General features: G+C 69.9%; 14 protein-coding genes. 8 read left to right on the top strand and 6 right to left on the bottom strand.

What is annotated here, in order from left to right; genetic code table 11:
* Positions 1-181 precede the first annotated feature (181 nt).
* Both PPSIR1_RS04765 and PPSIR1_RS04760 read left to right on the top strand, forming a co-directional pair.
* Positions 182-922, top strand: coding sequence for a hypothetical protein (locus PPSIR1_RS04765; RefSeq protein ID WP_006969858.1), 741 nt, complete (start codon positions 182-184; stop codon positions 920-922).
* 383 nt (positions 923-1,305) lie between these two features.
* Positions 1,306-2,091: a hypothetical protein gene (locus tag PPSIR1_RS04760; protein ID WP_006969857.1), complete on the top strand. Its 786-nt coding sequence runs from the start codon at positions 1,306-1,308 to the stop codon at positions 2,089-2,091.
* 253 nt (positions 2,092-2,344) lie between these two features.
* Here the strand turns inward: PPSIR1_RS04760 and PPSIR1_RS04755 are convergent, their stop codons facing one another.
* Entirely contained in the window at positions 2,345-4,474 is a 2,130-nt protein-coding gene (locus tag PPSIR1_RS04755; RefSeq protein ID WP_006969856.1) for a tetratricopeptide repeat protein, read from the bottom strand.
* A gap of 130 nt (positions 4,475-4,604) precedes the next feature.
* Positions 4,605-6,599 (bottom strand): radical SAM protein, encoded by a 1,995-nt coding sequence (locus PPSIR1_RS04750; RefSeq protein ID WP_006969855.1) that lies wholly within the window; start codon positions 6,597-6,599, stop codon positions 4,605-4,607.
* A 312-nt stretch (positions 6,600-6,911) separates the two neighbouring features.
* Between PPSIR1_RS04750 and PPSIR1_RS04745 the strand changes: the two genes are divergently transcribed.
* The 5 genes from PPSIR1_RS04745 to PPSIR1_RS04725 are packed head-to-tail and all read left to right on the top strand — an operon-like array spanning position 6,912 to position 13,120.
* Positions 6,912-9,416: a radical SAM protein gene (locus tag PPSIR1_RS04745; protein WP_157595197.1), complete on the top strand. Its 2,505-nt coding sequence runs from the start codon at positions 6,912-6,914 to the stop codon at positions 9,414-9,416.
* Positions 9,417-9,470: 54 nt separating this feature from the next.
* A complete protein-coding gene (locus PPSIR1_RS04740) occupies positions 9,471-10,145 on the top strand; it encodes an RNA polymerase sigma factor (protein WP_006969853.1) in 675 nt (224 codons plus the stop codon).
* Positions 10,142-11,179: a hypothetical protein gene (locus PPSIR1_RS49110; RefSeq protein ID WP_006969852.1), complete on the top strand. Its 1,038-nt coding sequence runs from the start codon at positions 10,142-10,144 to the stop codon at positions 11,177-11,179. The genes PPSIR1_RS04740 and PPSIR1_RS49110 overlap by 4 nt, the downstream gene beginning before the upstream one ends.
* 35 nt (positions 11,180-11,214) lie before the next feature.
* Positions 11,215-11,889 (top strand): hypothetical protein, encoded by a 675-nt coding sequence (locus tag PPSIR1_RS04730; protein WP_006969851.1) that lies wholly within the window; start codon positions 11,215-11,217, stop codon positions 11,887-11,889.
* Between the two features lie 55 nt (positions 11,890-11,944).
* On the top strand, positions 11,945-13,120 hold the full coding sequence (locus PPSIR1_RS04725) for a hypothetical protein (RefSeq protein ID WP_006969850.1): 1,176 nt from the start codon (positions 11,945-11,947) through the stop codon (positions 13,118-13,120).
* A 7-nt stretch (positions 13,121-13,127) separates the two neighbouring features.
* On the opposite strand, the gene PPSIR1_RS04720 is transcribed toward PPSIR1_RS04725, so the two are convergent.
* Positions 13,128-14,063: a radical SAM protein gene (locus PPSIR1_RS04720; protein WP_006969849.1), complete on the bottom strand. Its 936-nt coding sequence runs from the start codon at positions 14,061-14,063 to the stop codon at positions 13,128-13,130.
* Positions 14,064-14,561: 498 nt separating this feature from the next.
* Between PPSIR1_RS04720 and PPSIR1_RS04715 the strand changes: the two genes are divergently transcribed.
* Complete coding sequence (locus PPSIR1_RS04715; protein WP_006969848.1) at positions 14,562-15,881, top strand: hypothetical protein; 1,320 nt, start codon at positions 14,562-14,564, stop codon at positions 15,879-15,881.
* 84 nt (positions 15,882-15,965) lie between these two features.
* Here PPSIR1_RS04715 and PPSIR1_RS04710 read toward each other — a convergent pair whose 3' ends face one another.
* The 3 genes from PPSIR1_RS04710 to PPSIR1_RS04700 form a co-directional block, all read right to left on the bottom strand.
* Complete coding sequence (locus tag PPSIR1_RS04710) at positions 15,966-17,174, bottom strand: HEXXH motif domain-containing protein (protein ID WP_006969847.1); 1,209 nt, start codon at positions 17,172-17,174, stop codon at positions 15,966-15,968.
* Positions 17,171-18,211 (bottom strand): radical SAM protein, encoded by a 1,041-nt coding sequence (locus tag PPSIR1_RS04705; RefSeq protein ID WP_006969846.1) that lies wholly within the window; start codon positions 18,209-18,211, stop codon positions 17,171-17,173. Before PPSIR1_RS04705 ends, PPSIR1_RS04710 begins: the two co-directional genes overlap by 4 nt.
* A 102-nt stretch (positions 18,212-18,313) precedes the next feature.
* Positions 18,314-18,871, bottom strand: coding sequence for a hypothetical protein (locus PPSIR1_RS04700; RefSeq protein ID WP_157595195.1), 558 nt, complete (start codon positions 18,869-18,871; stop codon positions 18,314-18,316).
* Positions 18,872-19,084 lie beyond the last annotated feature (213 nt).

Raw genomic sequence — 19,084 nt, 5'->3', positions numbered from 1 at the left:
GTCGCCCCCGCGAGCGGGGCGTGGATTCGTTCACGGTCTCTGCTCTGAGTCGTGGACGTGGGGCAGGGAGGGTGTGGCGTCGTCCACGACGGCTAAAGCAGACAGAGGGTTGGCCAAACTCGTTTTGGCCGACCCTCTGAGTCGTGGGCGTGGGGCAGGGCGACGGTCTTATGATGGCGGCATGCTCCGGAGCTCGGCGGCCCTCAGCGCGTTCTTTTGTCTCGGCCTGTTCGGGTGCTCGGCGAGCTCGAGCTCGACGCAGGGCGCGGTGAGGTCACCACAGCAGGCGGACGAGCCTGGCCCAGGCGACGCTGCCCCAACGGCGTGGGCCGAGCCCAGCCTCGACGGCCTCGAAGCGCGGCTGTCAGCGGCCGGGGCGGTGGAGCTCGAGTTCGCCATCGAGTCCAGCGGCGCGGTCGAGTCGACCCTCGAGGGGCGCCTGCGCTGGGAGCTCGGCGGCGCCGTCGAGCTCGACGCGGTCGGCTCCTTCGCCGGCGCGGAGCAGCAGCTGGCCTGGCGAGGGAGCGCGGACGCCTTCGAGGTCCTCGTGGCCGGCGCGTTGACGGCGAGCGGACCACGGCCGGCCGGCCTCGAGCAGGCCATCGTCCTCGGCCTCACGCGCCAGGGCTTGCTCCACAACCTGGCCATGGCGACGGCCGGGGCCATGCCGAGCTACCTCGAAGGGCAGGCGAGCACCGCTTTGGGCTCTGCAGACCCCAAGGTGGGCGCGGTCGAGACCCTCGGCGAGGATGAGGCTCGACCGCTGCACTTCGGTGTGCGCGTGGACGGCCAGGACGTGGGCGAGGCCACGCTGTGGTTTGCGCGCGACGGCTTGCCGGTGGAGCGGAGGCAGACCGTGCACTTCCCCGAAGGGGACATGCGGGTCGTCGAGCGCTACACGAAGTGGCAACTCTCGGAATGATGATATTTGCAATGTTGGCTTTTAAATCGCCCCCAGAGGTGTCTGCCTGGTCACGGGCGAGGGCGAGCCTAAAATCCGAAGAAACAGGCGTTTGATGCGCATCGGTTCTCGGGGGCTCCAGCTGGTGTGAAGATCGGCTGAATGCGGCTCAGGATCGAATCTGGCGTTTTCACGCGGAAACGCTCCTATCGTGCGCAATCTCGCAATTTGGATATGAACGGAAATTTTCTGAAAATACTGGAATCGGAATTTGAGTTGCGTCGTTGCTCGATCGCGCGCAGCTTTTCAACAAAGGGAACGTTTACGCACCTTTGAGCACATCTCATTTGGAGAGGAACAAAACCTTCCAGTTTCACACCTGCGATCGGACACAGGGAGCCAGTATGACCACCACGATCCACCTCGACGAGCACTACACGCCACGCATCGATGGCAGCCGTCAGACCCTGCGGCGCTTTTGTGGGGAGCTCATCCGCGTGAGCGCCGAAGACCCTCGCGTCCTGCTCGCGGCCCTCGTGGAGCTCTACGTGCTGCACGCGGGTGTGTTGCGCGCGCGGCCGCAGTGGCTGGAGGATAGCGCGCGTCGCTGCACCAAGGCGGGCCACCGCGCGCTCGCGGCCGACCTCGAGCGCTCGGCGGTGATCGAGCACGCGCACCGCAAGCTGTTGATCGACGATCTGTGCCACCTCGGCGGTCACTGGCAGCGCTACTTCGGCGAGGACCTCGATCTCTACGCGCTGATCCAGCGCGAGCTCGACGTCCACGAGGCGCGCCTGGTCGATCTGCGCAAGTGGATGGTGATCGCGGTGCCGACCACCGTGGCGGCCTTTGACTACGAGTTCTCGTCCTTCATCGCCGCCGTCGCGCCGCAGCTCCTCGACGCTTGCGAGGCGACCCTGGGCGCGCGCATCCACGACAGCACGAGCTTCCTGCAGGCGCGTCTGGGGGACACGGCCGTGCGTCTGGAGGGCCGCGAGGCCAACCTCGACGCGGCGCTCGCCGAGCACCCCGAGCACGGCGAGGCCTGGGCTCGGGTCAACGCGCGGGTCATGAAGACCTACGTGGATACCATCGCGCGCCGCTGCGAGCTGGCGGTGCGCGCCATCGAGGGGGAGCTGCCTCGGCCCCTCCCCTCCACGGATCCGCATCCGCTACCCCCAATCGCATAGCGCCGAGGCGCCACGAGAAAGGGACTGTGAACGCATTTGCAGTCCCTTTCCATTCTGGTCGTCGTGGACGACCCCACGCCTCCCTGCCCCACGTCCACGACCCAGGGATTGCAAACGAACCCACGCCCCCGCTTGCGGGGGCGACCACACGCCCCCTCGAGGGCACGAACCCCACTGCCCCACGACCCAAGCGGAGGAGCGGACAGCGACGAGGCGCCCCCGGTCCCAGACGGCTGCGGGGGCAAAGCGGAGTTCAGCGCGGGCCCGAGTAGGACGCGAGGGCCTTGAGCAGCAGCTGCTTGGCCCGGGACACGTAGCTGGCGTCGTGGCTGTGGGGGTGGGAGCCGCCGTGGGGCCACAGCTGGATGAAGCGCATCTTGTTCTCCTTCGTCCAGTAGGTCAGCAGCCCCGAGGAGCGGTTGCCGCCCATCATCTTCAGGGCGTGCTCGAGGACCTCGGCCTTGGTGTCGTCGCTGGGCTCGAAGTCGGGGTCGCCGATGATGCGCACGCCGAGCTCGCGGGCCGCGTCGCTGAGCAGGCCCGCGGCCTGCTCGTCGCGCAGGCGCAGCCACAGCTCTTGCAGCTGTGCCGACATGCCCTTGGCGTGGTAGCACAGCGCGAGGTTGACCGTGGCGCTGGCCCGGGAGGGGTGCCACTTCACGGACAGCGCGAGCTCCTCGATGGCGTCGTCGAGGCGCCCGAGCTTGCGCTTGGCCTCGCCGCGGTAGACGTAGACCGCCGGGCCCTCGGTGTTGTGCATGACCTTGATGCCGCGGGCGTTGATGTCGAGGGCGCCCTCGTAGTCGCCCTCGAGCAGGTAGAGGGTCGACAGGCCGATGTAGGCCCAGCGCGTGCCCTCGACGGTGTCGATGGCGGCCTCGAGGTCGGCCCGCGCCTCGGCGAAGTTGTTGACCCACAGGTGCAGCTCGCCGCGGTGGCAGATCGGCAGGGACGAGCCGGGGTACTTGGGCAGGATGTCCTCGTAGACCTTCAGGCAGTCCTCGCCCGGGGCGACGCGCAGCAGCTGCAGGGCCCAGCGCGACTCGTGGCGGCAGCCGGTGCGCGAGTGCATGCGGGTCAGCTCGCCGTCGACGACGTGGGTGCCGTAGATGCTCCGGTTGCCGCGCAGGGCGGTCATGGCCGCCTCGACGGCGTCGATGAGCAGGCCGTGCTGGCGGTGCTCGAGGGCCTTGTCGGCGATCTCCGGGGCGAGCTCGCGGAGCACGTCGTTGATCTCTTCGGTGCGGTGCGGCCACAGCAGCTCCGACTTGGGCGTCTCCTCGGAGTAGGCGACGATCAGGAAGCGGATCAGCCAGGCGACGAACAGGAAGCCGCCGGAGTTCATCGTGCCCGCGTGGAGCTGGGCGTGGGCCTCGGTGTAGCGCTCGGTGCGGAGGTAGGCCTCCGTCAGCCACACGTGGGTCTGGTACTCCTTGGGGTCGAGCTCGACGACGCGCAGGAGCTGCTCGATGGCGTCCTCGTAGCGCTCCTCGCGGACGGCCAGGGCGCCGAGCATGCGCAGCGCCGGCGGGTAGTCGGGGCGCAGCTCGAGGGCCTTGCGGGCGTGGGCTTCGGCGGCCTCGTTCTCGTCCTTCCAGCTGTGCAGCTCGGACAGCTGCACGTGGAGCTCGGGGCTGTCGGGCTCGAGCTCGAGGACGCGCTCGATGTTCTCGAAGGCCAGGTCGAAGGCGCTGGCGTTGATGGCCACGTAGACCGCCTCGCGCCGGTACAGGGCCTCGTCGCGCCTGTCGTCGCGCTCGCACAGGCTCAGCGCGCGCTCGAGGGCGGCGACGGCCTCCTCGCGCTGGTCGAGGCGCGCGTGCAAGCTGGCGACCTCCATCCACATCGAGGGCACCTCGGGGGCGAGCTCGACGGCCCGCTTGCCGTGGACCAGGGCCTGCTGCCAGTAGCGCCCGCGGGCGTAGAAGCGGCACGCCTGGGCCTGCCACGGCGCGTACTCGGGCTCGTCGGCGATGGCCCCGAGGAGCTGCTCGCGGACGTCGTGCTCCCAGCCCAGGCTGCCCGCGATGGCGAGGGCCTGGTGCCGGGCCCGGCGGCTCGCCTTGGGCGAGAGCGCGGCGGTGTGGGTCAGGCGCTCGAGGGCGCGGTGGTAGTCGCGGGTGGTGAACAGCAGCATGCCCGCGACGAGCTGGATGATGGGGTTCTCGGCGCCGTGCTCGAGGGCGGCCTCGATGTCGGCGCGGGCCGAGTCGAGCATGCCCTTTTCGGCGTAGAAGCACGCGCGGAGCATGCGGGGGAAGGCCGCGGGCGCGGAGAGGATGCGCTGGGTCAGCGCCGAGTCGAAGCGACCGGCCTCGAGCTCGCCGAGGAGCTGCTCGGTGACTCGGAGGTTGCGGCGGCGCATCATCTGGTTGGTGTTCACGGAGGGGAGGGGTCCTTTCTGACGCCGACGACCACGGGCCGACGCGGAGATGATCGCCGACACAGGGGGCACAAACAAGCGAACACGCCCGCGGGCGTGCTCGACTGGGTCACTCTCGCCGCGTGGCGGCTCACTGAGCCGCGGCGGCCTCGACGGGGTCCATGAGCGCGAAGCCGTGGGCGCGGATGTAGCTGATGTGCATCCCGCGGCACGACTCGGTGTACACGCAGGTCTTGCAGCGCAGCGATTTCCGCCAGTAGCGGTCCAGGATGTAGCGCTTGATGTAGCGGAAGATCTCGAGCTTGCCCTCTTGGCCCGCCGCGCTCAGCGTCATCATGCTCGTGTCGAGGATGCCCCGTCGCGCCCGCGCGGGGCGGCCGAGGACGCAGCTGGGCACGTCGTCGACGGGGACGGCGTGGCCAAAGCGCGAGAAGAAAGCCGGCAGGTCGAGGTCTTGCTCGGCCGATTCCGTCAAGCGCTCGTGGGTGGGCTGGCGCAGGGCCAGGCGCGGGCTGACGGACTCGCGCTCGGCGAGCTCGAGCAGCCACGGCTCGACGGCCTTGCTGAGCATCACGCAGACCTCGAAGTCGGCCTCGAGCGCCAGCATGGCCTGGGCGTCCTCGGCGGTGCGCACGACGACGCGGGTCAGCTCGCGGTCGAACAGGGTCGCCTTGCCGTCCGCGAGGGTCAGGGCGTCGGCGAGGCCGGCGTAGTCCTCGAGCTCGAGCTCGAGCTCGGTGGCCTGGCCGAACAGCTCGAAGCGGCCGGCCCTGGCCTTGTCGAGGTTGGGCGCGACGAGCCACAGCGGCATGGCGCCCACGCCCGCTTGCTTCAGCGCCCGGGTGATCTGCTCGTCGAGGGCGGGGTACTCGGGTTTGTCGTAGATCATGCCCCCAGAGGCGTTCATGCCGAGGGTCTGGAGCACGGGCAGGCGGAGCTTCTTGTGCTCGACCTTGTCGAGGTTCGGGTCCATCTGAGCGAGGGCGCCGGCGTTGGCGGCCTGCATCTTCTCGGTGAGGGCAAACGCAGCGGCCTCGGCGGTGACCTGGCTGCCGGTGGCCTCGGCGGCCTGGAGCATCTCGACCATCTGCCGGCGCATCTTGCTGCGCTCGGCCGAGGCCGGGTCGCCGCCAAACACGGGGCCCTGCTTGGCCTCCCACTCGGTGTCGTAGCGGATGACCTCGAAGGCGGACTCCTTGACCAGCGCCCGGACCTCGTCGAGCTCGTCGCAGATCGGCTCCATGTAGCAGTGGCTGCAGCGATGCGGGGCCCGGCAGTCCAGCGGCACGCCCTCGTCGAGGAGCAGCTCGTACTCCTCCTTGCGGCCGCGGACCTCGTCGTTGAGCTTGTAGGGATCCTGGATGAGGTTCTCGAAGCCCTCGAGGTGGGGGACGGGGAAGCGGTTGAGCCAGATGTGCATGTCCGGCCGCTTGCTGTACTCGAAGGCCTTGAGCAAGTAGGGACGCATCTCTTCGAGGTCGTAGAAGAGGGTCTCCTTGCCCTCGGTGTAGGCCCGACCGAAGGGGATGACGTGGAGCAGGTCGTACTCCCGGACGCCCATGTTGGTGAATTTCTCGATGAGGTCGGGGAGGGTCTTGACGTTGCCCCGGTTGACGCACACGTCGATGTTGATGATGACGCGGCCGTCGTCGAGGGCGTTTTGCAGGCCCTTGATCTCCTGCTCGAAGGCGCCCTTGGTGCCGACGAGGGCGTCGTGGATGCGGGCGTTGACGCCGTGGATCGAGAAGGTGATCTCGCCGAGGCCTTCGTCGATGCAGCGGGTGAGGAAGTCTTTGTAGGCGAACAGGCGGCCGTTGGTGACGGTCTGGATGCGCTTGTAGCCTGCGAGGCGGCCGAGGCGGACGAACTGGGCGTAGTCGGGGTGGATCGTGGGCTCACCGCCGGACAGGATCAGGCGCTCGGCGCCCTTGCGGCGGCCGTCTAGGATCTGGGCTTTGACTTCCTCGCGGGAGCGGTAGGTGCCGTTGTGGGTGTGGGAGTCGAGGCAGAAGATGCAATTGTCGTTGCAGTCGAAGGTGAGGCGGACCCAGTTGCGCTTTTGGTGGGCCGCGTCTTCTTTTGTGACGTTCTTTTGGGCCTGGGAGGTCGCGGTTCCGCCGTCCATCGGCGACATCATACTCGTCTGGGTGGGCGCGGGGGTCGGCGTTGGGGGTGTGGGCTTTCTGAATTGGACTCAGGGGGTTTGGGGTCTCGGAGGTACAGGCGCTGGCCGGGGAGACCCCCCACATCCGCTCAGACAGGTCCTCGCCGGTGGGCGCTGAAGTGCTCAGCGAGCGTGTTGTGCCGGCTGCGGAACTCGCGGCTGTGGGGGGTCTCCCCGTCCGGTCGCGCCAGCCTTCGCAAGGGCGTTCTCCGTCTCGGGCAGCGAGAGGGCGGGATCGTGTTGGGCTTGAACCTCACGTAGAGCGGGGCGGCTGTGAGGGTGCTTCAGATACACGCCGGGAGACTGGGGTTCCGCTCTCAGCGCACCCTGGGGGCTCGGGGCGAGGTGATACCCTGCGAGGCAATGGGCGACCCGCGCGTCTTGGTCCTTCATCCGCCCATGTCTGTGGCGCGGGACTTCATCGACTATCCGTATTTTGCCGATCTCGGCGCCGTACAGCTGGCTGCCGTGTTGGCGGAGCGCTTTGGGGAAGGTCGGGTGGAGCTGGTGGATGCGCTCGCGACTCCTGGGGCGGGGCTGCGCTGGCGCGAGGATGGTCGGGCTGCGCTGGGCTGCACGGTCGAGGGGATGCTCGAGCAGGTTCGGGGGCTCGCGGCGGATCAGGACTTTGCGGCGATCGTCGTGGCCTACACGGTCTTTCATCGGCCGCCGCATCGGGACGATCTCCTGGGGGCGTTGCTCGATGGGTTGCGTGAGCGCTTTCCCGTCGAGAGCACGGCGCTGGTGTTGGCGGACTGCTACCAGTCGGGGCAGCACTACGTCGAGGTGGACGGGGCTGAAGTTCTCGCCAACTACCCCGGCGTGGATGCGCTGGTTCGCTACGAGGCGGAGGTCACGGTTCCGCGTCTGCTCGAGGCGCACTTCGAGGGCAGCCGTCCGTCCGGAGTGCACCGCGGGGAGTCGCCAGTGCTCGACGAGCTGCCCTTTCCGGCGTGGTCGCGGGTCGATCTCGACGCACACGATGCCCTGTGCGCGAGCGTGGTCGCGGATCTGGGGCGGCCGGTGTGGACCTTTCCGATCGACGGGCGCACGTTGCCGATGGTCTCGAGCCGGGGGTGCCCGTTCACCTGCATCCACTGCTCGAGCAACCCGGAGACGCCACGGGGCGAGCCGAAGAAGCAGCGGCGATACTCGGAAGCGAAGCTTCGCGCGTACTTGCAGGCGTTGAAGGCCCTCGGGGCGACGCGGCTGGAGTGCCTCGACGAGCTCATCAACGTCAACGAGCGCCACTTTGACGCGTTTTTGGACGAGGTCGTGACGCTCGATCTGAGCTTCGACTGCCCCAACGGGATGCGGGCGGACTACTTGTTGCCGCGGCACCTCGAGGCGATGAAGGGGCGGGTCAACATGCTCAGCGTCAGCGCGGAGTCGGGGGTGCAGCGGGTGGTCACGGAGGTGGTCCGCAAGCAGCTCGATCTGACGGCGATCCGCGAGGCGGCGCAGCGGGCCCACGCGGCCGAGGTGCCGCTGATGATCCACTACATGATCGGGCTGCCGGGGGAGACGGCGGAGGAGGTCAACGGGACCCTCGCTTTCGCCCTCGATCTCTGGGACGAGTACCAGGCTTGGCCGGCGGTGCAGTACGCGACGCCGCTGCCGGGGACGGAGCTGGCCGACATCGCCGAAGAACGCACGGGTAAAAAATTGCCGGTGCTCGAGGACTGGGGGCCTTACTTCCAGACGGCTCCGAGCGCGACCTCGTCGGTTCCGCGCGAGACCCTCGAGGCGTTCATGTGGACCTTCCAGCAGCGTCTGGCGGCCTCTCAGGGGCCGAAGAAGCTGATCATGAACGTCACCTACGTGTGCAACAACCACTGCACCTTTTGTGCGGTCGGGACGCGCACGCAGCTGGACGGGCACCCGGTTCGCCAGCGCGAAAAGTTGCTGGAGTACCGCAAGCAGGGCGTGACGATGGTGGACTTCGACGGGGGCGAGCCGACGCTCAACCCGGAGCTGATCCCCCTGATTAAGTCGGCGCGCGCGATGGGCTACCGCCGGGTCAACGTGACGACCAACGGCCGGCGCTGCGTGTACGAGAACTACGCGGCGAAGCTGGTCAACTCGGGGCTGACGACGCTGCTGTTCTCGGTCCACGGCCACGACGCGCGGACCCACGCCCAACAAGTCGGGGTAGCCGAGGCGTTCCAGCAGACCACCGACGGGATCCGCAACTGCCTCAAGTACGCGCCCAAGGGCGTGGAGTTGGGCATGAACATCACGGTCACCAAGGGCAACCACGACAAGGTGGACAAGCTCGCGCAGCTTTGCTGGGACCTGGGGCTGCGGTGGATGAACATCCAGTTCCTGACGCCCTTTGGGCGGGCGACGAGCTGGGTGGCTCCGGACACGCAAAAGGCGGCGGACCACGCCGTGGAGGTGATGGACGCGTGGGAGGGGAAGATCCGCTTCCAGGTCATCAACCTGCCCTTTTGTTTCATGCCCAAGCACCGCCACCTGGTCCAGGGCGACCTGGCCAAGCTCGAGCGGCACATGGTGTTCGTGAACAACGAGACGGTGAACCTCGCGGAGTACCTGGCGGAGCGGCGGGTGCGAAAGCCGGTGTGCGAGACCTGCCCGCACGCTTGTTTTTGCGGGGGCTTTTACGAGCTGGACCAGGTGCCGGAGCCGCCGTGGCTGATCGCGCCGGAGGACCTGGTGCGGCCGCTGAACGATCCGCGGCGCCACGAGTCGGTGCCGGCGGGGTTCACGGATCGGGTCAAGAAGCGGCTGCGCGACGAAGGCGTGGACGTGGTCTAGGGGCCAAAAATGAGCGTGTAACGATCGGCGGGGACCGGGAAAACACGCTCGAGGATGATTGCCCCGACCGAGCGACGACTGCGCGTGGTGCCCCAGGAGGGCGCCGAGGCGGGCTCAAAAGCGCGCGGGGGGGCTCGGCTGGTCGAACGCGCGCGAGCGCGCGACACTCGGGCCTGGGCGCGCCTGTACCAGGGCTGCTTTCCGGGGCTGATGCGCCACGTGACCTTCATGGTCGTCGACGTCAACGTGGCCGAGGATCTGTGCCAGGAGACCTTCGCGGTCGCCTTCGCCAACATCGATCGCTTTGATCCCCAGGCGCTGCCCGATCTGGCCGTGGACCAGGCCTTCGCGGCCTGGGTCCGGGGCATCGCGCAGAACCTGGTGCGCAAGCACTGGCGCAAGCGCGAGCGCCAGGGGCGGGCGTTCGCGCGGCTGGAGGTCGTGGTCGATCGCAGCGCGCCGGCGCGGACGCAGGTCGAGACCCTCGAGCGAGAGCGCCAGGCCGACGCCCTCGCGGCGGCGCTGGAGCAGCTCCCGCCCAACCTGCGCGAGGCCTTCATCCTCAGTGACCTGCGCGGGCTCGGGGCGAGCGAGGCCGCGGCGGCGCTGGGGATCTCGGCGGGCAACTTCCGGGTTCGGGCCAGTCGGGCGCGCAGCCGGCTGCGCGAGCTCTTGACCCGGGCAGGCGCGATGGAGCCGACGGACGCGGGGAAAGGAGGGGAGCGATGAGCGACGAGGAGCTCCCCGGCACGGACTCGCTGCGCGACACCCTGGAAGATCGCGCGAGCGCGGTGCCGCCAGACTTCGCCGACGTGCTCGCGCGGATGCGGGCGCGGGATCCGGGCTCGGAGTCGCTGTTCGAGATCTGGGAAGAGGACGACGAGGCCTTCGTCGAGCCCGCGACGGAGGTGGCCTCGGCCGCGGACGAGGCGGTGTTGAGCGACGCGACGGAGGCCCTGCGCGCGCGCATCGAGAGCTCCCTCGAGCGCTTTGATCTTCAGCCGCTGCCGGTGCCGCGCCTCGACGGCGACGCGGCAGCGGACGGGCCGCAGCCTGGGCCGTCCAAGGTCTCGCGCCTCGACGGACGGCGGCGACGGAGGGGTCTCGCCTGGGCCGCTGGCATTGTCCTGTGCCTGTCGAGCGCGGTGGCGCTGGCTCTGTGGGTGGCCCCGCGGCTGGCGAGCGAGGACGCGGCGATGCAGCGCAGCAGCCAGGCCCTCGACGGCGTGGTCGAGCGGGGGATGGAGCGCTCCCGGGCGGTGCAGCGCGAGGCCGAGCGCGAGCGCGAGGTGGTCGAGGCGCCGAGCCCTGCGCCGACGCCGGCCCCCGAGCCAGAACTCGAGCCAGAACCCGCGCCGCCGACGGACATCGAAGACGCAAGCGAGACGGGCGACAGCGAAGCGCCGACCAAGGCCAAGCCCAAGCGCAGCCTGGCCGAGCGCCTCGACGCTCTCGACGCGAAGGCCCAGGCGAAGTGGCGCGAGGGCGACCTGGCGGGGGCGCAGGCGACCTACCGCAAGCTGGTGTCGATCGGCGGGCGGCACCCCAAGGTCGAGCTCGCGTTCGCCGAACTGTTTGCCCTCGGGCGCCAGCGCGGCGAAGATCTGAGCAAGCTATGGACCCTCTACCTGCGCCGCTTTCCCAACGGTCGCTACGCCCGCGACGCGAAGGCCGGCCTGTGTCGCAAGGCGAGCGGGGCGGAGCGGGAGCGCTGCTGGGCGGAGTACGCGGACCGCTTCCCGGGCGCCAAGGGGGGACCCTGAGGGGGAGGCGCAAGTCGAGGGGGGCGGCGCGGCTGGTGCCCTCGCTGCTCGCTCTGGTCGCGAGCGGCTGTTTGGTCGAGTACTCCCTGCCCGAGGCGGTCGACGGGGGGGACGAGGCCGACGAGTTGGGTGAGCCCTGCGATCAGCCCTTCGACGTGTGCGCGGACGAGTGCGTCGACCTGCGCGTGGACGAGCAAAATTGTGGGGCGTGCGGGTTGGAGTGCGAGCTGGGCGAGACCTGCGAGGCGAGCGTGTGCGAGCCGATCTGCCCCGACGACTGCGACCCGGTGACCGAGCAGTGCTTCGAGGGGGGCTGCGAGTGCCGGGAGGGGCTCGACGCGTGCGAGGGGGAGTGCGTCCAGCTGGAGACCGATCGGGCCCACTGCGGCGCGTGCGGGGAGGCGTGCGAGGAGGGCGAGGCGTGCATCGGCGGCGAGTGCCTGGCGGAGGCCTGCGAGGCGCCCTTCGAGGAGTGCGGGGAGGCGTGCACCCTGATCGAGCTCGACCCCTTCCACTGCGGCGAGTGCGACTGGACCTGCCTGTCCGACGAGCTGTGCGTGGACGGGCTGTGCCGGCCCTTCGAGCTGCTCGAGAGCTGCAACACCTGCCCCTGCGAGGCAGACTGCGACGCGGAGCTGGGCTACCTGTGCTGCACCTCCGAGCTCCTCGACGACGACGTGTGCGTGCTGGCGAACGCGTGCCCGCGCTGAGCGGCTGGGAGCGGGCGATGACCATGGGCGGGCGAGGGCGAGACAGGGGAGGCCGATGCAGGCGCTGCTGATCGCGCTGCTGTGGGCGGGGCTGGGGCCTGCCGAGGCCGCCGAGGGGCGAGCCCCCGCCGGGGCCGAGGCCAACGAGCGCCGGCCCTTCCAGTCCGCGCTCTTGGCCACCGAGGGGCTCGACGCCGAGGCCCTCGACGCGGCCTTGCGCCTGCGCCTGCCGGAGCTCGAGCTGCACCGCAGCTGGGACCTCGAGCGCGAGGGCGACGCGGTCGCCAAGCCCTACGTGTTCATCCACCTCGCGCCGGCGGGCGAGGGGGCCGGGCTGTCCCTCGAGCTGATCACCGACGAGGGCCAGGCCTACGTCCGCGCCCTCGACGACGAGGGGCCGCGCGAGCGCATCGCGGCGAGCTTCGTGGTCTCGATCCTCTCGGCCATCGAGCTGCGCGAGGTCCAGGCCGACCGCGTCGAGGTCCAGGCGCCGCAGCGGGCCGAGGCCGAGACCATCAGCGAGGCCGTCGACGCGGCCAAGGGGGCGGAGCCGGAGCCGGAGCCCGAGCCGGAGCCCGAGGCAGAGGAGCCGGAGCGGGAAGAGCGGGAGCCCGAGGAGCCGAAGTCGGAGCCCAAGGACCCCGAGCCCGCGCCGTCAGGCTGGGAGATCGGTCCGTGGATCAGCGCGGGCGTGCTGCTCTCGATCCCCCCGCCGGACTACTCGCAGCCCCTCGCGGGCTGGGGCGGCGAGCCGGGGGTGCTCGCCCGGGGCCCCCGCGGTCTGCTCGTGGGCACCTCGGTGCGGATCCACAGCCGGGTCATCAACCCCAACGCGATCACGCGGACACGGGTCGCGGCGCACCTGGGCTGGGCCTGGCGCTCGCGGGCCTTCGAGCTGCCCGTGGCCGGCTCGCTGGGCGCGGAGGCCTGGGGCGCCCGGGTCGACGGGCAGCGCGTGACGGCGGCGGACCTCGGCGCCCAGTCGACCCTCCTCGGCCTTAGAGTGTGGGCGGCCCCGGGCTGGTTCCGCGGCTTTGACGAGGGGCCCCTCGCTGGCGTGCGCGTGGGCGGGCGCGCGGAGTTTGGCGTGGCCCTCGCTCCGGGCGTGGGCGTGGTCGGCCTGGCGGACGCCGAGGGCGATCCCTTCGTGCGCGTGGGCGGGCCCGAGTTTGGCGTTGGCCTCGACGTGTGCCTCTACCTGCGCCCCCGCGCGAACCAGCGGAAGCCCTAGCGAGTTGCTAGGCCCGCGCGAGCACGGGCAGGCGGAGCTTGCCGGTGGCGCTGGGCTCTCGCCCGCGAACCCGAGCCACCTCGGCGTCGCCGAAGGCCTCGAGGTAGTCGTTGCGCAGCCCCGGGCAGAAGCTCTCGAACTCGCAGCCCTCGCACGCGGGCACCTGTCCCTGGCCGGCGAGGCGGCTCTGGGAGAGCTCGAAGGTCGCCTCGGGGGTCACGACCATGACGCGCTGGGAGCCGGGGTCCCAGGCGTGGCGCCAGTCTTCGCCGAGCAGGCAGCGGGGTACGTGGAGGGACTTGACCTCGACGCCCCGCTCGCGGCCCCGGGCCATGGCCGCGCGCATGCTGGGCACGGCCGTGGTCATGGGCGGCAGGCTCTCGACGTTGTCGGTGTTGCCGTCGGTCAGCGACACGAACCACAGGTGGACCTCGGGCACGCCACGATCGGCGACCCAGTCGATGGCCGCCGGCAGCCGCGGGTAGGTGTCGGTCTTGACGATCATGTCGACGACGACGTGCACCCCCGAGGCCACGGCCTGGCGCAGGCCGGCCTCCATCATGGCGAAGGAGTCGGCGCGGCGGACCAGGGCGTCGTAGGCCGGCTCGAGGTGGGTGTGGATCGAGATGTGGAAGCGGCTGGTCCCGGCGGCGACGAGGCGCGCGACGTTGGCCTCGGTGAACAGCAAGGCGTTGCTCTGGATCTTCACGTCGCCGTAGCCGAGCTTGCGAGAGGCGCGGACGAGCCCGAGGAGATCGCGTCGAATGGTCGGCTCGCCGCCCGTGAACGCGACGCGGTCGTAGTCGAGCCTCCGACCCTCGCGCATCGCTGCGACGACCGCCTCGGGGGACAGGGCGCGGGCGCGCATGGCCGGCGTGATCGTGCAGTAATCACAGGCTAGGTTGCAGTCGTAGCCGAGGATGACGTCGAGGAGGCCAGGCATGGAGGTGTGGGAGCGCAGTCGAACCTCGCTCCGAGGTTGGGAGGGTACTGGGGGCCAGGCGGGGGATCTCGATGCGCGCGCTCGAGTCGAATCGAGCTCAACCGCGAATCCCGAAGGAATCCACGGCCCGGATGGGGCTTGGAGGGTGGGGAGAGGTGGGTTTGAGAGTCTTGGGCGCGGCGCTGTCCGAGCGAGTCGTCTCAGGTGCGGAACTGCATCGCTCGCGGCTTGGAAACTGAAGCCGAAGTGGGGCGCAGAGCGGTCGCAGAGCCCTGGAGCGAGGCCGAGTGGGAGCGAAGGCGCCAGTATGCGCAGTGTGGAGGATGCGCGGGATGGCGTTGCGCGAAGGTCGCACACGTGTTCATGGAGAGTCGCATTCGATCGACGATCGAACTCCTACGCAGGCCGAGTTTCTGGTATGACTAGCGCAGTCTTTCGGTTGACTGGAAGTCGGTCCTCATGGTTTCTCGCAAACTCCCTACCAGCCTCATCCTTTCCTTGGCCCTGACCGCCGTCGCGTGTGGCGATAGCGGAGGGACTGAAGATACCTCCACCACCTTCAACCCCGACACGACCGCTGGCGACGACTCCATGATGGAGACGACCACGGACGACGAGGTGGGCGAGACGATGGACACCACCGCGGACGACACGACCACGGCGGACGACACGACCACCGACTCGAGCGAGCAGGACGGTACCGAGACCCAGGGGACGACGGACACCACGACGACCACCACCGAGACCGGTGAGCCGGAGTGCCTCGACCTCGACCAGGACGGCTACGGCGAAAACTGCGAGATGGGGCCGGACTGCGACGACAACGACTACAACAACTGGACGCCCGACGGCTGCGCCAACTGCATGGACGCCGACGGGGACGGTCAGTGGGTCGGCTGTGACCTCTTCGACGAGAACAAGCCCGGCGAAGACTGCGACGACAACGACTTCAACGTCTACACCGAGGCCGGCTGCGCCAACTGTGTCGACGAGGACATGGACGACGCCTGGGTCGGCTGCGACCAGTACGGCGACGCCAAGCCCGGCCCCGACTGCGACGACGACAACCCGGTCGTCGGCCTCGGCGACGAGCAGGAGATCTGCAACGGCCTCGCGGAGAACTGCGCGGGCGAGATCGACAACGCGCCGCCGGACGAGATGTGCCCGCCCGAGGGTGTCGACGCGCCCAACGTCGACCCGATGAACGGCTGGCTGTGCGACCCGCCCGCCCCCGGCGAGGACGGCTGCGTCATCGCGCAGTGCACCGAGCAGTTCTTCGACCTCAACGGCGTCGTCGGCGACGGCTGCGAGTGCGAAGGCACCTCGCGGACCGAGTCCCTCGCCGCTTGCTCCGACGCCCCGCAGGGTGACCTCGGCGACGTCGCCGAGGGCGAGCAGCTCAACGGCCTCCCGGTCGGCACCATCCCCGAGCTCGACAACGGCGTCGGGGCGCTGCGCGAGGACTGGTACTGGGTCGAGTTCCCCGAGAACGACGCCATCGGCACCCGCCCCAACACGGGCAGCATCCAGGTCGACTTCGCCCAGAACGACGGCAACGACTACCGCTTCGAGGTCTACCACTCGTGCCAGGCGGTGGCCTTCCAAAACGGCCTCGCCACGGCCTTCGGCGCCGGTGCGCCTCCCACCACCGAGTGGTGGTTCTTCGACAACCACACCGCACCGATCGACATGCCGGTCCCGGCCTTCTACAGCGACGACGTGTCCTGGCCCAACAAGGTCTACATCCGCGTCTTCCGCGTGCAGAACGAGAACACCTGCAACAACTACCAGCTGTCCGTCTCGCGTCAGTCCAACTGAGCGCAGACCTGCCGGTCGAGAAGAGGGCTCCCGCTTGGGAGCCCTTCTTCGTTGGTTCGCTCGCGGTCCCCGGCGACTGCCGAGCTACTGCCAGGCGTGCGTGTCCCAGCGCCGAATCTCGTCGAGCACCGACGCGCCGATCGGCGTGGGCTCGGCGTTCTCGAGCAAGACCGTCGCGCCCTCATGGTTGCCGTCGATGACCTGGCCGTAGCGCCGCTGGAAGTCGGGGTGGTCGCAGATCGACTCGCCGGCCTCGCGCATGCGCTGGTACAGGCGCGCGACGGGCTGGAAGGCGTGGACCGCCAACAGCACGCCCTGCAGCGGGCGCGGATCGGGGCGCACGGGCGAGGCGTAGAGCGGCGAGAAGGCGTTGTGCAGCAGCGGGTCGAGCTCGAGCAGGGCGTGCAGCTTGTTGTGCTGGAACTCGTGGATGGTCGCCTCGACCATCGTCATCGAGTTGGGGTGCAAGGTCATGTAGATCGTGCCGATGATCTCCTGATAGGAGGCCGAGAGGTGCTTTCGCGGGTCGTAGCCCACGGGCACGATCTGGTGGATGTAGAGGTCGATCTCGGCGCGGAGCTCCGGGAGGTAGCGCCCGATGAGCGCCAGGGCCTCGGCGAGGGTGTCGGCCCACTCGCGAGCCGAGCGCTCGCCGAGGTCGATGGCGTTGCCCTGCTTGTCGGGGTGGGCCTCGGCCATGGCGATGGGGTTGTTGTCGACGAGGGCGAGGACGATGTCGCCGGCGATCGGCTCGTAGATCGTCGGGGCCGCTTCGTCGGGCGGGTCATCGAGGCGGACGGTGTGCGCCTCGCCGCTCGGGCCCAGCCCGACCACGAAGCGCGCGCGGCCATTTTCGAAGTCGACGCGGCGCGTGCCGGCGGGGACCTCGAGCACGCGCCGGCCGGGCAGGCTGACGATGCGCCGGGGCGGACGCTCGAGGGAGACGCGCTCGGGCAGGGCGTGGCGCGTGGCCAGGTCGGTCAGCAAGGTCGCGACCAGCTCGCTGACGCCGGCGCTGAAGCTCAGCTGGGGGACGCCGCGACGCAGGCAGCGAAGCAGGCCGCCGACGGTGGGGCTGCGCAGGGCGCTGGCCAGAGGCCCCGGGGCTTCGCGGAGCAGCCGCTGGAGCGTGGGCTTGAAGCTGCGCAGCACCGGGTCGCGGCCGCTGGCGACCAGGCGGATCAGGTCCTGGATCGAGCGGCGCATCGCCTGGGACAGGATGGTCCGCGCGGTGGTCGAGTTCGCCTCGGGGATCGTGATGTCGCGAGGCGGGGCGATGGCGAGGGCCTTCATGACTTGCTCTGCAGCACGGGGAGCCGCCGCTTGTCAGACTCGCCGTCTTCGGACTTGGCCTCCGCCTCGGTCGCCGGCGGCGTGGAGCTGAGGATCACGGGCGCGTCGACGAGCTCGCCGACCCCGACGAACAGGGTCATGAGCTGCTGGCGGCCGGCGTCGAAGGGCGCGGCCTTGGGGGCCTTGCGCGGGCGCAGCTCGCTGTCGCCGAAGACCTCGAGGTAGTTGGGGTCGACGCCCGCGCAGCTGGGCTTGGCGGCACACTCGGCGCAGCGCGTGTCCGAGTAGTTGCGCGGGGTCTCGGGCAGGGCCTGGCGGGCGAAGGGCCCGAGGGCGCACAGCGGGGCGCCGCGGATCCACGCCGACAGATCGCAGCGGCGGCTGAGCTCGAGGGCGTGCAGGGCGTAGGGCAGGGCCATGCCAAAGCGCGGGATGACCCGAGCGAAGCCCGTGCACGCGCGGCCGTAGGGGCGGACCACCTCGAGCAGCCAGCCCGCGACGCCGCGGGCCTTGAGGAAGTTGGGCAGCTTGGCCAGGCCGCGGAAGTTGGAGCGCGTGATCACGGTGGTGACGACGGCGGTCAGGCCCGCGCGGGTCGACCAGTCGAGGACGCGGAGGTTGGCCTCGAAGCTGCCGGCTCGCCCGGTGTGGTAGTCGTGCGCCGCCGCGGTGTCGGCGTGGATCGACAGGTGCAGATCGCTGAGCCCCGCCTGGACCAGCGCGTCGAAGCGGGCGCGGTCGCGGGTCAGGGCGCGGGCGTTGGTCTGCAGGCCGACGGCGGTGAAGCCGAGCTCCCGAGCCAGGGCGACCGCGTCGACGAGGCCGTCGACGGCGGCCGGCTCACCGCCGATGAAGCTCAGGCCTTCGGCTCCGCCCGCGCGCAGCTCGGCGAGGGCCTCGCGCGAGGGGAGGTCGCCAGAGCCAGAGTCAGACCCGGAGCCGGGGGGGTCAGAGTCGGAGTCGGGCGCCGCCTGAGCACAAAAGACGCAGGCGTTGTCGCAGTTCGTGGTCAGTCGCCAGGTCGCGCGGGCGTTCACGGTCACTCGAATTCAAAAACCCCGGCTGGAAGCGGGGTCGGAGTTGGATCCCTGGTAGGGAGGGAGCCGGCGGGGGGGGGGCGAAGCCCCAGAGTTTGGGCTTCAGCCGAGGACGCTGAACTCGCCACGGGGGTGACGGTTCGCGCGCTGGCGGAAGGTCAGCAGCTCGGGGATGGGCGTGCCGCTGCGCTCGGTGAAGCGGAGCTGGTGCGCGAGGACCATGGCGCCGCGAGCTTGCATCTCGTCGGTGGCCTTCGAGCCGTCGCCGCTGTTGGCGACGAACAGGCTGAAGTGCTCGGTCTCGGCGATGCCAGCCATGGCCGGGTCACGGCGAAGGACGTCGACCTGGAAGGCCTCGCCGGAGGGGGTGCGCATGACGACGGCCATGCTTCCGTAGCGCGGGGCGTGGACGGACTCGACGGACCACTTGCCGACGTTGAGCCCGGCGGGGACCAGAGCCTGGGCCACGGCGAGATCACGCTGCTCGGCCGCGAGGGCCTCGGCTTGCTCGTTGGCGGCCTGAGCCGTGACGGTGTCCGAGCTCGGGAGCTCGGTGGTCGTCTCGGCGGCGTGGGCCGTACCGATTCCGAACAGGCCAACACCAGCGACGGCGGTGGCGATGCCAGCAAAAGTGCAGAGGGCCTGGCGACGGCCAATCAAGTTACGCGAAGGGGTCGACTGCTCGTAGGACATGGGACTCCAGCGGAATCGACGCTAGCCCGCATACCGCCCTCGCGTCAAGCGAAGTTCCCGTGCTGGGGCCTCTTCGTGAGGCTTTTTTGGCGCGCCCGACGGGGCTTGTGGCGTGCGCTTCGAGCTCAGGATCGCGGACCCCGCGGCGCAGCACCGCTCCGTTTCCACCGCCAGTCTTTC

It is taken from the genome of Plesiocystis pacifica SIR-1 (assembly GCF_000170895.1).
In the GTDB taxonomy this organism is placed as follows: Bacteria; Myxococcota_A; Polyangia; order Nannocystales; family Nannocystaceae; genus Plesiocystis; species Plesiocystis pacifica.
The sequence above is the reverse complement of the archived record's forward strand: the minus strand, read 5'-3'. Positions and strand labels throughout refer to the sequence as shown.

What these genes read in the sequence shown, in the direction of transcription:
- PPSIR1_RS04765 (WP_006969858.1), top strand. Translation starts at nt 182, where the DNA reads ATGCTCCGGAGCTCGGCGGCCCTCAGCGCGTTCTTTTGTCTCGGCCTG.
- PPSIR1_RS04760 (WP_006969857.1), top strand. Translation starts at nt 1,306, where the DNA reads ATGACCACCACGATCCACCTCGACGAGCACTACACGCCACGCATCGAT.
- PPSIR1_RS04750 (WP_006969855.1), bottom strand. Translation starts at nt 6,599, where the DNA reads ATGGACGGCGGAACCGCGACCTCCCAGGCCCAAAAGAACGTCACAAAA.
- PPSIR1_RS04740 (WP_006969853.1), top strand. Translation starts at nt 9,471, where the DNA reads ATGATTGCCCCGACCGAGCGACGACTGCGCGTGGTGCCCCAGGAGGGC.
- PPSIR1_RS49110 (WP_006969852.1), top strand. Translation starts at nt 10,142, where the DNA reads ATGAGCGACGAGGAGCTCCCCGGCACGGACTCGCTGCGCGACACCCTG.
- PPSIR1_RS04725 (WP_006969850.1), top strand. Translation starts at nt 11,945, where the DNA reads ATGCAGGCGCTGCTGATCGCGCTGCTGTGGGCGGGGCTGGGGCCTGCC.
- PPSIR1_RS04720 (WP_006969849.1), bottom strand. Translation starts at nt 14,063, where the DNA reads ATGCCTGGCCTCCTCGACGTCATCCTCGGCTACGACTGCAACCTAGCC.
- PPSIR1_RS04710 (WP_006969847.1), bottom strand. Translation starts at nt 17,174, where the DNA reads ATGAAGGCCCTCGCCATCGCCCCGCCTCGCGACATCACGATCCCCGAG.